The sequence below is a fragment of the Pseudomonas haemolytica genome (assembly GCF_009659625.1).
Lineage (GTDB): Bacteria > Pseudomonadota > Gammaproteobacteria > Pseudomonadales > Pseudomonadaceae > Aquipseudomonas > Aquipseudomonas haemolytica.
The window spans coordinates 588364-602668 of record NZ_VOIW01000006.1; the positions used below are offsets into that span (position 1 = coordinate 588364).

11 protein-coding genes and 2 pseudogenes are annotated in these 14305 nt (G+C 60.7%); 10 read left to right on the forward strand and 3 right to left on the reverse strand.

Going from position 1 to position 14305, the window contains the following annotated elements:
- Nucleotides 1–73 precede the first annotated feature (73 nt).
- The 6 genes from FRT59_RS21655 (at nucleotide 74) to FRT59_RS21680 (ending at nucleotide 7765) form a co-directional block, all read left to right on the forward strand.
- Nucleotides 74–1720, forward strand: a complete 1647-nt coding sequence (locus FRT59_RS21655; protein WP_153872352.1) for a GMC family oxidoreductase — start codon at nucleotides 74–76, stop codon at nucleotides 1718–1720.
- Nucleotides 1721–1785: 65 nt separating this feature from the next.
- The gene (locus FRT59_RS21660; protein ID WP_153872353.1) at nucleotides 1786–3408 is read left to right on the forward strand and encodes an MFS transporter; all 1623 of its coding nucleotides are present in this window, start codon (nucleotides 1786–1788) and stop codon (nucleotides 3406–3408) included.
- Nucleotides 3409–3572: 164 nt separating this feature from the next.
- On the forward strand, nucleotides 3573–5522 hold the full coding sequence (locus FRT59_RS21665) for a DNA topoisomerase III (protein ID WP_153872376.1): 1950 nt from the start codon (nucleotides 3573–3575) through the stop codon (nucleotides 5520–5522).
- 130 nt (nucleotides 5523–5652) lie between these two features.
- Nucleotides 5653–6093, forward strand: coding sequence for a CBS domain-containing protein (locus FRT59_RS21670; protein WP_153872354.1), 441 nt, complete (start codon nucleotides 5653–5655; stop codon nucleotides 6091–6093).
- A gap of 8 nt (nucleotides 6094–6101) precedes the next feature.
- On the forward strand, nucleotides 6102–6947 hold the full coding sequence (locus FRT59_RS21675) for an NAD-dependent protein deacetylase (RefSeq protein WP_153872355.1): 846 nt from the start codon (nucleotides 6102–6104) through the stop codon (nucleotides 6945–6947).
- 488 nt (nucleotides 6948–7435) lie between these two features.
- On the forward strand, nucleotides 7436–7765 hold the full coding sequence (locus FRT59_RS21680; protein WP_025854475.1) for a hypothetical protein: 330 nt from the start codon (nucleotides 7436–7438) through the stop codon (nucleotides 7763–7765).
- 61 nt (nucleotides 7766–7826) lie between these two features.
- Here the strand turns inward: FRT59_RS21680 and FRT59_RS21685 are convergent, their stop codons facing one another.
- Nucleotides 7827–8732, reverse strand: coding sequence for a LysR family transcriptional regulator (locus tag FRT59_RS21685; RefSeq protein WP_034119042.1), 906 nt, complete (start codon nucleotides 8730–8732; stop codon nucleotides 7827–7829).
- A 133-nt stretch (nucleotides 8733–8865) separates the two neighbouring features.
- On the opposite strand from FRT59_RS21685, the gene FRT59_RS21690 reads away from it, so the two are divergent.
- The 3 genes from FRT59_RS21690 to FRT59_RS21700 are packed head-to-tail and all read left to right on the forward strand — an operon-like array spanning nucleotide 8866 to nucleotide 11448.
- Entirely contained in the window at nucleotides 8866–9564 is a 699-nt protein-coding gene (locus FRT59_RS21690; protein ID WP_153872356.1) for a CoA transferase subunit A, read from the forward strand.
- 31 nt (nucleotides 9565–9595) lie between these two features.
- A complete protein-coding gene (locus tag FRT59_RS21695; protein ID WP_003190327.1) occupies nucleotides 9596–10255 on the forward strand; it encodes a CoA transferase subunit B in 660 nt (219 codons plus the stop codon).
- A gap of 11 nt (nucleotides 10256–10266) precedes the next feature.
- Nucleotides 10267–11448 carry an acetyl-CoA C-acetyltransferase gene (locus tag FRT59_RS21700; protein WP_153872357.1) on the forward strand — a complete coding sequence of 394 codons (1182 nt, stop codon included), beginning with the start codon at nucleotides 10267–10269 and terminating at the stop codon, nucleotides 11446–11448.
- Between the two features lie 183 nt (nucleotides 11449–11631).
- Here FRT59_RS21700 and FRT59_RS27295 read toward each other — a convergent pair.
- Both FRT59_RS27295 and FRT59_RS21705 read right to left on the reverse strand, forming a co-directional pair.
- Nucleotides 11632–11760, reverse strand: a pseudogene (locus FRT59_RS27295) (PaaI family thioesterase); the annotation flags it as partial.
- Entirely contained in the window at nucleotides 11757–12842 is a 1086-nt protein-coding gene (locus tag FRT59_RS21705) for a DUF1615 domain-containing protein (RefSeq protein ID WP_153872358.1), read from the reverse strand. The gene FRT59_RS21705 and the pseudogene FRT59_RS27295, both read right to left, overlap by 4 nt.
- A gap of 237 nt (nucleotides 12843–13079) precedes the next feature.
- Here FRT59_RS21705 and FRT59_RS21710 point away from each other — a divergent pair.
- Nucleotides 13080–14305, forward strand: a pseudogene (locus FRT59_RS21710) (type IV secretion protein Rhs); the annotation flags it as partial.

A 14305-nucleotide genomic window follows, 5' to 3' on the forward strand; every position in this document is an offset into this window, starting at 1 on the left:
TAAAAACTAACATTTTTAAGACGAAAACTAACAACTAGGATGGGCTCAATAAGAAAAACAAGCGAGACCCCAGATGCCCATGGAAACTGCTGAATACGATTACATCGTCGTCGGCGCCGGCCCCGCTGGTTGCCTGCTGGCCAATCGTTTGTCCGCCAACCCGGCCCACCGCGTCCTGCTGCTGGAAGCCGGTGGCCGCGACAACTACCCCTGGATCCATATCCCCGTCGGCTACCTGTTCTGCATCGGTAACCCACGCACCGACTGGTGCTTCAAGACCGAGGCCCAGGCAGGCCTGCAAGGTCGTGCCTTGAGTTACCCACGGGGCAAGGTGCTCGGCGGCTGCTCATCGATCAACGGCATGATCTACATGCGCGGCCAGGCCCAGGACTACGACGGCTGGGCCGCGGAAGGCAATTCGGGCTGGGCCTGGAAAGACGTGCTGCCGTTGTTCAAGCACAGCGAAAACCATTTTGCCGGCGGCTCTGAGTTCCACAGCGATGGCGGCGAATGGCGTGTCGAACAACAGCGTCTGTCGTGGCCGATTCTCGATGCGTTCCGTGAGGCGGCGGCCCAGAGCGGTATCGCCAACATCAATGACTTCAACCAGGGCGATAACGAGGGCTGCGGCTACTTCCAGGTCAACCAGAAGGCGGGCGTGCGCTGGAATGCGGCCAAGGCGTTTCTCAAACCGATCCGCCAGCGGCCCAACCTGACCGTGCTCACCGACGTCGAGGTCGACCGTGTGCTGCTGGAAAACGGCCGCGCCTCGCAGGTGCTGGGACGCCAACACGGCCAGCCGCTGAGCTGGAAGGCACGCAAGGAAATCGTGCTGTGCGCGGGAGCCGTTGGCTCGCCGGGCATTCTGCAACGCTCAGGCATCGGCCCTTCCCATGTGCTCAAACCACTGGGCATTGATGTGGTGCATGAACTGCCAGGCGTGGGTGGCAACCTGCAGGATCACCTGCAACTGCGGTTGATCTACAAGCTGGAAAACGCCCGCACACTGAACCAGATCGCCGGCACGCTGTGGGGCAAGATGGGCATGGGCCTGCGCTACCTGTATGACCGCAGCGGCCCGCTGTCGATGGCGCCCAGCCAGCTTGGCGCATTTGCCCGTTCCGGGCCGGAGCAGACCTCGGCCAACCTTGAATACCATGTGCAGCCGCTGTCCCTGGAGCGCTTTGGCGAACCGCTGCACGGCTTCCCCGCGTTTACCGCCTCGGTCTGCGACCTGCGCCCGCAAAGCCGCGGCCGCGTGGATATTCGCTCGGCCAGCCCGGCGGATGCCCCGCTGATTCAACCCAATTACCTCAGCCACCCCGAGGACTTGCGTGTGGCCGCCGACGCCATCCGCCTGACTCGGCGCATCGTCGCCGCACCGGCCCTGAGCCAGTTCAAACCGGTGGAATACCTGCCCGGCGATGCGCTGCAAACCGAAGAGCAACTGCACGAAGCCGCCGCACGTATCGGCACCACCATTTTCCATCCGGTCGGTACCTGCCGCATGGGCGTTGACAAGGACGCCGTGGTCGACAGCCAACTGCGCGTGCACGGCATCCCCGGCCTGCGCATTGCCGATGCGTCGATCATGCCGCGCATCACCTCCGGCAATACCTGCTCACCGACGCTGATGATCGCGGAGAAGGCCGCGCAACTGATCCTTTCACCGAATACAAGGAGCCTCGCCGCGGAGAAAGAACAGACTCATGCAATCTGAATAGCGGCGCCACACCTGGCGCCGACAGTGGGACAACAATAAATAATCACTGTGAGGGACACCCGATGTCAGAACATGCTCAACCCCTGGGCTCGGCGGCCAGTGCAAGCACCGCCAACGAATCAAGAAAGGTCATCTTCGCCTCGTCCCTGGGGACGGTGTTCGAGTGGTATGACTTTTTCCTCTACGGCGCCTTGGCGGCGGTGATCAGCAAGCAGTTCTTTGCCGGCGTCAACGACACCACCGCGTTTATCTTTGCCTTGATGGCCTTCGCCGCCGGCTTTGTGGTACGGCCTTTCGGTGCGCTGGTGTTCGGCCGCCTGGGCGACATGATCGGGCGCAAGTACACCTTCCTCGTCACCATCATCCTGATGGGTGTGGCGACCTTCTGCGTCGGGCTGCTGCCAACCTACGCCAGCATCGGCATTGCTGCGCCGATCATCCTTATCGTGCTGCGCATGCTGCAGGGCCTGGCCCTCGGCGGCGAGTACGGGGGTGCAGCCACTTACGTGGCCGAGCATGCGCCACCGGGCAAGCGCGGGCTGCATACCAGCTGGATTCAATCCACCGCCACCCTCGGCCTGCTGCTGTCGTTGCTGGTGGTGCTGGCCTGCCGTTACTTCACCGGTGACCAGTTCGAAGTGTGGGGCTGGCGTATTCCGTTCCTGTTTTCCATCGTTCTGCTGGGCATCTCGACCTGGATCCGCATGAGCCTGCACGAGTCGCCGGCCTTCTTGAAAATGAAAGAGGAAGGCAAGGCCAGCAAGGCGCCGATCCGCGAGTCGTTCGGTAAATGGGAAAACCTCAAAGTGGTGCTGATTGCCCTGTTCAGCATCAATGGCGGCCAGGCTGTGACATTCTATGCGGCGCAGTTTTATGTGCTGTTTTTCCTCACCCAGTTCCTGCGGATGGACCCGGCCCTGGCCAACATGCTGTTGATCATCAGCGTGGTGATTGGCGCGCCGTTCTTTATCCTGTTTGGCTGGCTGTCGGACAAGGTCGGGCGCAAGCCGGTGCTGATGCTCGGCCTGCTGTTGGCAACCGCGTTGTACTTCCCGATCTTCAAGGGCCTGGCGCACTACACCAACCCGGCGATGGACCAGGCCAGCCACCAGGCGCCGATCACCGTATTGGCCGACCCGGCCACCTGCACCTTCCAGTTCGACCCGGTGGGCAAGGCGCGTTTTGACAGCCCGTGCGACAAGGTCAAGACCTTCCTGGTCAAGCAGGGCCTGCCCTACAGCAGCGCCGCCGCCCCGGCAGGCAGCCCGGTGCAGGTGAGCGTGGGCGATGTGCGCATCGATGGCTTCGATGAAGCGGCCCTGCGTGGCGCCGTGGCCCTGGCCGGCTACCCGACTTCGGCGGATGTGGCCCAGGTCAACAAGGTGATGGTGGTGGTACTGATCGTCGTGCTGATCCTGATCGCGGCCATGTGCTACGGGCCTTTGGCGGCGCTGATGGTGGAGCTGTTTCCGACGCGCATCCGCTATACCTCGATGTCCCTGCCCTACCACATTGGCAACGGCTGGTTTGGCGGGTTCCTGCCGACCGTATCCTTTGCGTTGGTGGTGTACACCGGCGATATCTTCTATGGCTTGTGGTACCCGGTGGTGGTGACGGGGGTGAGCCTGGTCGTCGGGTTGTTCTGCCTCAAAGAAACGCGGCATGTGGATATTGATAACAACTGAGTTTGTTTAAATACCGCAGATCCCCTGTGGGAGGGGGCTTGCTCCCTCCCACATTTGCCCTGTAGTGCCCACACAAATTGCTGTACATCCATACAGATAATGGTTGCTCAAATCCTCCTGACTAAGCATCCTGCAAGGCATCAACCCGATCTGATGTGATGACCATGCGGCTGTACCTCTGTGAAAAACCCTCCCAGGCCAAGGATATCGCGGCCGTGCTCGGCGCCAGTCGCCGCGGCGACGGTTGCTGGCTGGGCAACGGAGTCACCGTGACCTGGTGCATCGGCCACCTGCTGGAAACCGCCCCGCCCGACGCCTACGACGCCAAGTACAAACGCTGGGTGCTGGCCGACCTGCCGATCGTCCCGGACAAATGGAAAATGCTGGTCAAGCCCAAGACCGCCAGCCAATACAAGGCCGTCAAGCGCTTGCTGGGGGAAGCCCAGGAGTTGGTGATTGCCACCGATGCCGACCGCGAAGGCGAGATGATCGCCCGTGAACTGGTGGAGCACTGCCGCTATCGCGGGCCTATCCGGCGATTGTGGCTGTCGGCGCTGGATGATGCCTCCATTCGCAAGGCCCTGGCTGCCCTCAAACCGGGTGCCGACACCTTCAGCCTGTATCATTCGGCCCTGGGCCGTTCCCGCGCCGACTGGCTGATCGGCATGAACATGAGCCGCCTGTTTACCTTGCTGGGGCGCCAATCCGGCTATCAAGGCGTATTACCGGTAGGCCGGGTGCAAACCCCGACCCTGCGCCTGGTGGTGGACCGTGATCGCAGCATTGCCGATTTCGTGCCGGTGGCATACTGGGCCATTGATGTCGACCTGCGCCACGAGCGCATGACCTTCACCGCCCAATGGCGTGCCCATGATGATGCCTGCGACGACCAGGGCCGCTGCCTTGACCCGCAACTGGCGCGAGACGCCGCCGACGCCATGCTCAACGCCGCCGCTGCGCGGCTGGTGAAGCTGCGTACCGAACGCATGCGCGAGGTGGCGCCCCTGCCCTTCGACCTTGGCACATTGCAGGAAATCTGCTCGAAGAAGCTCGGCCTGGGCGCCCAGGAAACCCTGGATGTCGCCCAATCCCTCTACGAAACCCACAAGGTCATCACTTACCCGCGCAGCGATTGCGGCTACTTGCCGTTGAGCCAGCACAGTGACGCGCCGAAGATTCTCGCGGCCCTGGGCCGTGCGGATACGGCGGTCAACGAACTGATGCCGCACATCGACCCCCAACGCCGCTCGCGGGCCTGGAACGACGCCAAGGTCAGCGCCCACCACGGCATCATCCCCACCGGGGCCGGCAAGGATGTCAGCCAACTGACCGGCAAACACCGGGCGGTCTATACCCTGATACGGGCACGCTACCTGGCGCAGTTCCTGCCCAACCATGAATACGACCGTACCCAGGCGGATTTCGACTGCGCAGGGCAAGCGTTGCGTGCGGTGGGCAAAGTCATCATCGAGCCGGGCTGGAAACGCGCATTGCCCGAAGCGCTGGCGCCCGCAAAAGGTCGCGAAGCACCCGCGCCACAAGCCCTGCCGACATTGGTGCAAGGCCAGGACTACAGCGTGGCCAAGGTCAACCTCAAGGACCTATGGACCCAACCGCCCAAGCCCTTTACCGAAGGCGACCTGATCAAGGCGATGAAAAACGTCGCCAAGCTGGTGGAAGACCCGCTGCTCAAGCAGAAGCTCAAGGACACCACCGGCATTGGCACCGAAGCCACCCGCGCCGGGATCATCCAGGGCTTGCTCGACCGTGGCTACCTGGTGAAAAACGGCAAGGCCCTGTCGGCCACACCGGCGGCGTTCAGCCTGATCGACGCAGTGCCCCGCGCCATCGCCGACCCGGGCACCACCGCCATCTGGGAACAGGCGCTGGACATGGTACAAAGCGGCGAAATGAGCCTGGAAGAATTCGTCGCCAAACAAGCGGCGTGGATGAGCAAGCAGGTGGCTCGCTGCAATGGCATGCGCATGACCATCACCGGCCCAGCCAGCCCGGCAGGCCGAGGCGCCGCGCCCTGGAAGAACAAACGCAAGAGCGCCCCACGCAAGACGGCGGGAAGCACCAAGCGGGCGAAAAAACCGACAACGGCAAAGTAAAACCGGAAAAAATCCGGTGAATGACGCTTTTCGACGAGTTTAACGCCGCTTTGGGCCTTGCCCTGCCGTGGGCGGTCTAGGATTCTTTAGGGGACCCTGACTACCTAACAACAACACCGGAGTGGCCGCCATGAAAACCGTCGCACAAGTGCTCAAAGCCAAGGACCAGAAAAACCAGGACGTCCACACTATCCAGTGGGACCACACCGTGTTCGAAGCGCTGGTGCGGATGTCAGAGAAAAACGTCGGCGCCTTGCCGGTGGTCAAGGAAGGCACGGTGGTAGGGATCATCAGCGAACGTGATTACGCACGCAAACTCATCCTCAAGGGTCTGTCATCGGTGACCACGCGGGTCGACGATGTCATGAGTTCTCCTGTCATCACCGTCGACACCCATAAAAGTGTCGAAGAATGCATGAAGATCATGACCGACAGTCACCTGCGCCACTTGCCGGTCGTCGAAGACGGCAAACTGTTGGGCCTGCTGTCCATCGGTGACCTGGTGAAGGAAGCCATCGCCGAACAAGCCGACCTGATCAAACAGCTGGAGCAGTACATTCGCGGCGAATAGGGGAACCCATGCTCGACACGCTGGAACATCAAGAAGACCACCTCGACACCCTGCACCGGGCCATGGCCGAACGGCGCTTTTTGGTCTTGACCGGTGCGGGGATCAGCACCTCCTCGGGCATCCCTGATTATCGCGACAGTGAAGGTGTACGCCGGGGCAAGGCACCGATGATGTACCAGGAATTCCTTGCCACCCCGCAAGCGCGGTGCCGCTACTGGGCGCGGGCAATGCTGGGTTGGCCACGGGTGCGCATTGCCCAGCCGAACAAGGCCCACCTGGCACTGGCGACGCTGCAACAGCGCGAGCGCATCAGTGGGCTGATCACGCAAAACGTCGACACCCTGCATGACCAGGCCGGCAGCCATGCGGTGATCGAGCTGCATGGCAGCTTGCATCGGGTGCTGTGCCTGGATTGCCAACTGCGCAGCGAGCGGGATGTGATCCAGCGGCAGATGGAAGTCGATAATCCCCATATGGCACACGTCCATGCGGTACAGGCGCCGGACGGCGACACCTTGCTCGATCCGGTGTTTGCAGAACGCTTCCAGGTGCCCCGCTGTCCCCATTGCAATGGCGAACGGCTGAAACCTGACGTGGTGTTTTTTGGTGAGAATGTCGCCCCGGCGACGGCGCTCAAGGCGATGGCGGCGGTAGACAATGCCGAAGGGTTACTGGTGGTGGGCTCGTCGCTGATGGCCTATTCGGCGTTCCGCCTGTGCAAGGCAATGGCCGAACAGGGCAAGCCGGTGATTGCCATCAACCTGGGCAAGACGCGTGGTGATGAGCTGTTGCAGATGAAGATCGAGGCGTCGTGCGAGCGGTTGTTGCCGTTGTTGGCTGATCGACTCGGCTAGCAGGTCATTTGACCTCTCAGCCTCAGCGACCCAGCGCACAAAAAATGACGCCCAAGTCACGTTTTCCCGCATTCTCCCGTCCCCACAGCCATTTATGTAGTGACCAAAAATAATCACTACATAATCGTTGACGTAACGTTTTTGTCCTTGCATGATCTAGACGTCTCCCGGATCGGGAGCGTTGGTAACAAGCGTTTTGAACAGGCTCGTCTGACCGCCGAGCTGTTTTTCCGGATGTGCACTGCCCACAAGGCAGATTGATGAAGCTGACCGGCCCTGAAAGGGACAGGTACAAGGAGCTCAAACGCTGCTTGTCTTCGTTATGAAAGCGTTGCGTAGCAGTTCATCAGCAAGACTACATGCATCAGGTTCAAGACCCTGCCCGTATTCGGCAGACCGTCACTGACGCCCGGTTTTCGGAACCGGAGACAAATAAGCAGTTTTAACGAATCAATTGATAGATCGCCAACTGGTCAAGGGGCTTACACATGAATCTGAACAACCAACCAACTATCGATGAATTGGCTGAGATGTTCGCAGCGCAGAAAGACACACTCGACGACCATATCCTGTGGATTGGCAAATCGGGCGAAGTGCAAATTGACTGCCTGGCGCCCCATACCGAAGAAGCCGAGTTCGACCGCAATAACCGTGAACTGGCGGCGCGCCTGAAGATGTACCGCCGTGGCCAGGGTTATGTCGGCAAGAAAGCCGCGGCCGATCGCAACTTTATCGAGCAGGTGTTCCATACACTTAATACCGAATGGCAGAACCTCAAAGGCCAATCGCAAGTTAAAGTGATTGATAGATACTGCTGATAACCAAGCATTAACCATTTAAGCCCGCTCGTTTATTCGAGCGGGCTTTTTAATACCTGTTTTATAACAGCGCGGGAAATCTGCCCTTCCCCGCTTCATCGCGAAAGATATCAAACAACACCTGCGCCGCCGCCGACAGTTCATGCCCGGGTTTGGTCAACACGCCAATCGGCCGCTCGATCACCGGGCCGGTCAAGGTAATGCACTGGGCACCCGCCTCCTCCATCTGCCGAGCACACAACGCCGGCACAGCGCTGACCCCCAGGCCACTGGCGACCATCTTGCCCACAGTCGCCAGTTGGTGGCTTTCCAACGCAACGGGCAGCTTCATCTGCAAGGCGCCGAGGTGTTCTTCCAGCATCACCCGTACCGTGGAGGGCCGTTGCAAGGTAATGAACGGTTGCTCCAGCAAGGTCTTCCAATCGATCTCGGCACGCTGCGCCAACGGCGAATCCCCTGGCACCACCGCCATAAAGCGGTCCAGATACAAAGGCGTGAACGCCAGTGACGAACCTTCAGACGGTTCGAACGCCACGCCCAATTCCACCTGACGGTCGCGGACCATCTCCAGCACCTGCTCGTTGATCAAGTCATGCACCGTCACGTTCACCTGGGGGTAACGTGCGCGGAATATCTTCAGGATCGGCGGCAACAGATTCCCCGCGAACGACGGCATCGCCGCCACCGTGACGCGGCCACGCTGTAGGGTGAAACGTTGGCGCAGTTCGTCCTCGGTATTGTCCCAATCGGCAATCAAGCGACGTGCCAGGGGCAACAGGGATTCACCTTCAGGGGTCAGCGCAACGTTGCGGGTATTTCGGCTGAACAGGCGCCCGCCCAGCCCTTCTTCCAGGCCCTTGATGGTCAGGCTCAGCGCCGATTGAGAAAGGTGCAGGCGCTCGCAGGCCGCGGCGAAACTCAGGCTCTGGGCCACGGCGAGAAAGGCGCGCATCTGTTTAACGGTCATGAGGCTGCTCCGGATGACGGGTCGACTATGCTGTTTTCTAAATCAATCAACCTTAAAAAACAACTTAACAAATCAATCCGTCGGCGCAACACTCAATTCACTGGCTGGACCACAAACAATAAAAGAGGTGCATATGGCAGGTTTCGATAAACGCGTGGCGTCCTATGAAGAAGCGCTGGCAGGCCTGGAAGACGGCATGACCGTGCTCTCCGGCGGTTTTGGCCTGTGTGGCATTCCGGAAAACCTCATTGCCGAGATCAAGCGCAAAGGCACCCGCGACCTGACGGTGGTTTCCAACAACTGTGGCGTCGACGGTTTCGGCCTGGGTGTGCTGCTGGAAGAAAAACAGATCAGCAAAGTGATCGCCTCCTATGTGGGTGAAAACGCCCTGTTCGAAAAACAACTGCTCAGTGGTGAGATCGAGGTAATCCTCACTCCCCAAGGCACCCTGGCGGAAAAAATGCGCGCAGGCGGCGCCGGCATCCCGGCCTTCTTCACCGCCACCGGCGTCGGCACCCCAGTCGCCGAAGGCAAGGAAACCCGTGAGTTCAATGGCCGCCCATATTTGATGGAGGAATCCATCACCGGCGATTTCGCCATCGTCAAAGGCTGGAAAGCCGACCACTTCGGCAACGTCATCTACCGCCACACTGCCCAGAACTTCAACCCGCTGGCCGCCACCGCCGGCAAGATCACCGTGGTTGAAGTCGAGGAAATCGTCGAACCGGGCGAGCTGGACCCGGCGCAGATCCACACCCCTGGCATCTACGTCGACCGGATCATCTGCGGCACCTTCGAAAAGCGCATTGAACAGCGCACCGTCCGCAAGTAATCCCCGTCCAGAACAATAAGAGGAAACAACCATGGCTCTTACCCGCGAACAAATGGCTCAACGCGTCGCCCGCGAAATGCAGGACGGTTACTACGTAAACCTGGGCATCGGCATTCCAACCCTGGTGGCCAACTACATCCCCGACGGCATGGAAGTAATGCTGCAATCGGAAAACGGCCTGCTCGGCATGGGCCCGTTTCCTACTGAAGACACCATCGATGCCGACATGATCAACGCCGGCAAGCAAACCGTCACCGCACGCATCGGCGCCTCGATCTTCTCGTCCGCCGAGTCCTTCGCGATGATTCGCGGCGGGCATGTCGATCTCACCGTACTGGGCGCATTTGAAGTGGACGTACAAGGCAACATCGCCTCGTGGATGATCCCGGGCAAGCTGGTCAAGGGCATGGGCGGCGCCATGGACCTGGTGGCCGGCGCGGAAAACATCATCGTGATCATGACCCACGCGTCCAAGGACGGTGAGTCAAAGTTGCTCAGCCAATGCAGCCTGCCACTGACCGGTGCCAACTGCATCAAGCGCGTGCTGACCGACCTTGCGTACCTGGAAATCGAAAATGGCGCTTTTGTCCTCAAGGAACGCGCACCTGGCGTCAGCGTTGAAGAGATTGTGAGCAAGACCGCCGGTAAACTGATCGTTCCGGACCACGTTCCAGAAATGCACTTCCAGTGAGGACAGATTCCATGCAAGACGTCGTGATTGTTGCTGCCACCCGCACCGCCGTGGGCAGCTTCCAAGGTTCGCTGGCGAGCATTCCGGCCCCGGAACTGGGCGCCGCCGTGATCCGCCGCCTGCTGGAGCAGACCGGCCTGGACCCGGCCGAAGTGGATGAAGTGATCCTCGGCCAAGTGCTTACCGCAGGCAGCGGCCAGAACCCGGCGCGCCAGGCTTCGATCCTCGCCGGCCTGCCCCATGCCGTGCCGAGCCTGACCCTGAACAAGGTCTGCGGCTCGGGCCTCAAGGCCCTGCACCTGGGCGCACAGGCCATCCGTTGCGGCGACGCCGAGGTGATCATCGCCGGCGGCATGGAAAACATGAGCCTGGCCCCGTACGTATTGCCCGCCGCACGCACCGGTTTACGCATGGGCCACGCGAAGATGATCGACAGCATGATCACCGACGGCCTGTGGGATGCGTTCAACGACTACCATATGGGCATCACCGCCGAGAACCTGGTGGACAAGTACGGCATCAGCCGTGAAGCCCAGGACGCGTTCGCCGCCGCATCCCAGCAAAAAGCCGCCGCCGCTATCGAAGCCGGACGCTTTGCCGATGAGATCACACCGATCCTGATTCCCCAGCGCAAAGGCGACCCGGTGGCCTTCGCGGTAGACGAACAACCCCGTGTTGGCACCACCGCCGAATCCCTGGCCAAGCTCAAGCCCGCGTTCAAGAAAGACGGCAGCGTCACCGCCGGCAACGCCTCCAGCCTCAATGACGGCGCCGCTGCGGTGCTGCTGATGAGCGCCGACAAAGCCCGCGCCCTCGGCCTGCCCGTACTGGCGCGCATCGCCAGCTACGCCAATGCCGGCGTTGACCCGGCCATCATGGGCATTGGCCCAGTTTCAGCCACCCGCCGTTGCCTGGACAAAGCCGGCTGGCAGTTGGCAGACCTGGACCTGATCGAAGCCAACGAAGCCTTCGCCGCACAATCCCTGGCGGTGGGCAAAGAGCTGGAATGGGACGCCGACAAGGTCAACGTCAATGGCGGCGCCATCGCCATCGGCCACCCCATTGGTGCTTCAGGCTGCCGCGTGCTGGTGACCCTGCTGCATGAAATGATCAAGCGAGATGCCAAGAAAGGCTTGGCGACGCTGTGCATCGGCGGCGGCCAAGGCGTAGCCCTGGCGCTCGAACGCAGCTGATTCAAAGAGCACCATGGAAAAGGCCTGGCTCCACGAAAAGCCGGGCCTTTTCTTTGACGACAATCTGCTGCAGAAAACACAGTCAAAATGTGGGAGGGGACTTGCTCCCGATAGCAATTTATCAGCCAAACTGAAGTGACTGAACCACCGCTATCGGGAGCAAGCCCCCTCCCACATTTGATCTCATTGCCTGTCAGCTTGCGGCACCGCAAACACCGCACTCGCCCGCAGCACAATCCACTCCTCCACTTGCAGGCTCAGCGTAGCAAACGCCATCTGCCGCCCGCGCTTGTGGTTGTCCAAGCGCGTCAACGCTTCATGCAACGCTGATAGCGCTCATCCACACGTTTGGCGAACCATGCCGTGGTCAGGTTGCGGGTGATCTTCGGGCTCTTGAGCACAATGCCCGGCAGGATCGCCCGTGGCAGCGGCTTGCCGGCAGCCTGGTCCGCCAGGGCGAATACGCGCTTGTAGAGGGTGGTGTCCTCGAAATCCAACTGCCCGCCCTGCTCCAGCTGGCTGCGGATGCTCGGGTTACGCATGTCCAGCTTCGCCCCCAGTGAGCGCACCGCCAGCTCGGTGGTGCCGGGCAGCAAGGAGCCGTAGCGGATCAAATCCCCATCCAGCGCCAGTTCTTTGCCGGTGATGCGGCTGACAGCGGCCTGGAACGCAGCATTGCGGCTGGCGTACCAGCCCGCATTGAAATCGGCAAAGCGGTACAGCGGCTGGTCGTAGTTCACCGGGTAGCCGAGCAAATGCGCAATGCCGAAGTACATACCGCCGCGACGGGTGAACACTTCGCGGCGAATAGTACCGTCCACCGTGTAGGGATAACCCCGCGCCTGTTTTTGCGCGAAGTCGATACTGACCTGCATCGGGCCTGCGGTGTGCACCGGGTTGAACCCGCCAAACAACGTATTGCCCAGGGGCACCATGCTGATGAAGTCATCGAAGATCGCGCTCAGGTCTTTTTCCGTGCGTGCGGCATTCAAGCGGTCGGCGTAAGACTTGCCGGTGGGCGAACGCAATTGCAATGCACTGCGTACCACGAACGCGGGCACATGCACCTTGCCGGCACGACGCAGGATTTCATCCTGAGCGATCTTACCCATGCCAGGCACCGGCGGGTCCACCTGATAGGTCGACTCCTGCTCGGTCACCGCCAGCACGGCGCAGATGTTTTCGGTGCTGGGGTAGATTTTCTGGGCGTCGAAGGCAGTGTAGATGTCCTGGGCCCAACCGTTGCGGTCCGCCACCTTGGCCGGCAGCAGGCGCACGATCTGCGCCTTCACCTCGGCTTCACTGCGCTCAGGCTGCTGCGGGCCACGTGAAGTGGAGCAACCGGCCAGCACCAGCAAAGGAATGAGACAGAGGATCAGGCGGTTTGAATACATGAGGCTTCCTTGGTTAACGGCGGACCGGGCAGTGCAGATATCGACAGGTAAGTCTAACCGGGGTTCGTTGGTGTGCAGAACCGGGTACCTGGCCGTAGCTGAAACATCCCACATAACTGCCGGATAAGCTCTACTCCCCTGCCCCGGTAGCCGCTGCAAAGTCCCTCGCCTGATTGAACAGTGCGAGGGATTGCAGATGGTTTTTTTCGTTAGAGCTGTGGTTGATGGGGCTGGCGCTTGAACCCGGCCATCGGCAGGCTGGCCCTGACCCCGATGGATGCGCAGGCGCCCAACGTTGATGGTGTTCTGCGCGACTTCCGCGATTGCCTGAACACGTTTGACGCCTGGGCTTCGAGCTTCTGGAGCTTCTCGGCGCTGGATGTGGAGCAGGTGTTCAAGGTTGGGGATGAGGTGGCGCTGGTTGCGCCTATTTCTTCCTCCACTCCAAGTCGCACCACCGCCATGTGCAAGGCCCAGGGCTCGTTAACCCTGGTGCATCTGTTCGAAAGTGCGCAGTTCGTACCGATCGGCAACACGCCAGTGATGTTGCAAGCCATTGCCCAGGATGGCAGCCCAGTGGGCGCTCCGATCCACCGGACCATCGGCCCCAGCGGCATCCTTGAAGTCAACGGCTGTACCCGTGACCAGCAGTACCAAATCACTTTCTATCCCAACGTTTCCGAGGATCACGTCAAGGCGCTGTATGCGTCTTATCAGGCGGTAATCGGCGGGCTGGAAGTGCGCTTGCGCGAAACGTGGAACGGCACCTTCCAGGCGCAATGGAAAAGCTACACGGACGCGACACCGCTTGACCGACGCCGACTCGTGGAAGCGGCGTTTCTCAGTGGCATGGGCAAGGCGCTTTACCACCTGTGGGACAACGTCACACAGCTGTACGACCTGTTGGCAGACCTCAAGCCCAGCAGCGAAAAGCTGCTGCACTACCTCTCTCAAGCTGAACTGGATGAGCTGCTGACACTGGGCAAGGACACGATTGCCCAGGGCCTGCTGGTGCTCAGTGATGAGCCGCTGTTGTTTATCTATCTGTCGGCGATGGTCAGCTGGATGCGCATGCTGCCGCCGCCGGAGATGAATGAACTGTGGGGCGAAATCACCGGTGAGGTGCTGATCAGCCTGCTGCTGATTCGCGTCTTGGGGGCGATGGGGTTGACGGCGCGGCTGGGGACTCAGGTGCTCAGTCATATCAAATCTGGCCGTGCTCGGGCGTTGTTGGAGTTGCTGGCCAAGCAGCTTGTAGGGCCGGGGTTGGGGCCGCATGTGGAGGCGGCCAAGCCGTTGTTGTTGGGGAGTGCGGCGATTCCGATCAAGGCAGTATCGGTTGCGCCGTTGAAGGCTGGGGATCAGGTGGTTTCAAACCCGATGCCGGCGGTGCGCAGCAAGTCTCAGCAGACCGTATTGGTCCGACAGGAGCACGTCGATGATGCGCCTGTCATGGCTTCGAA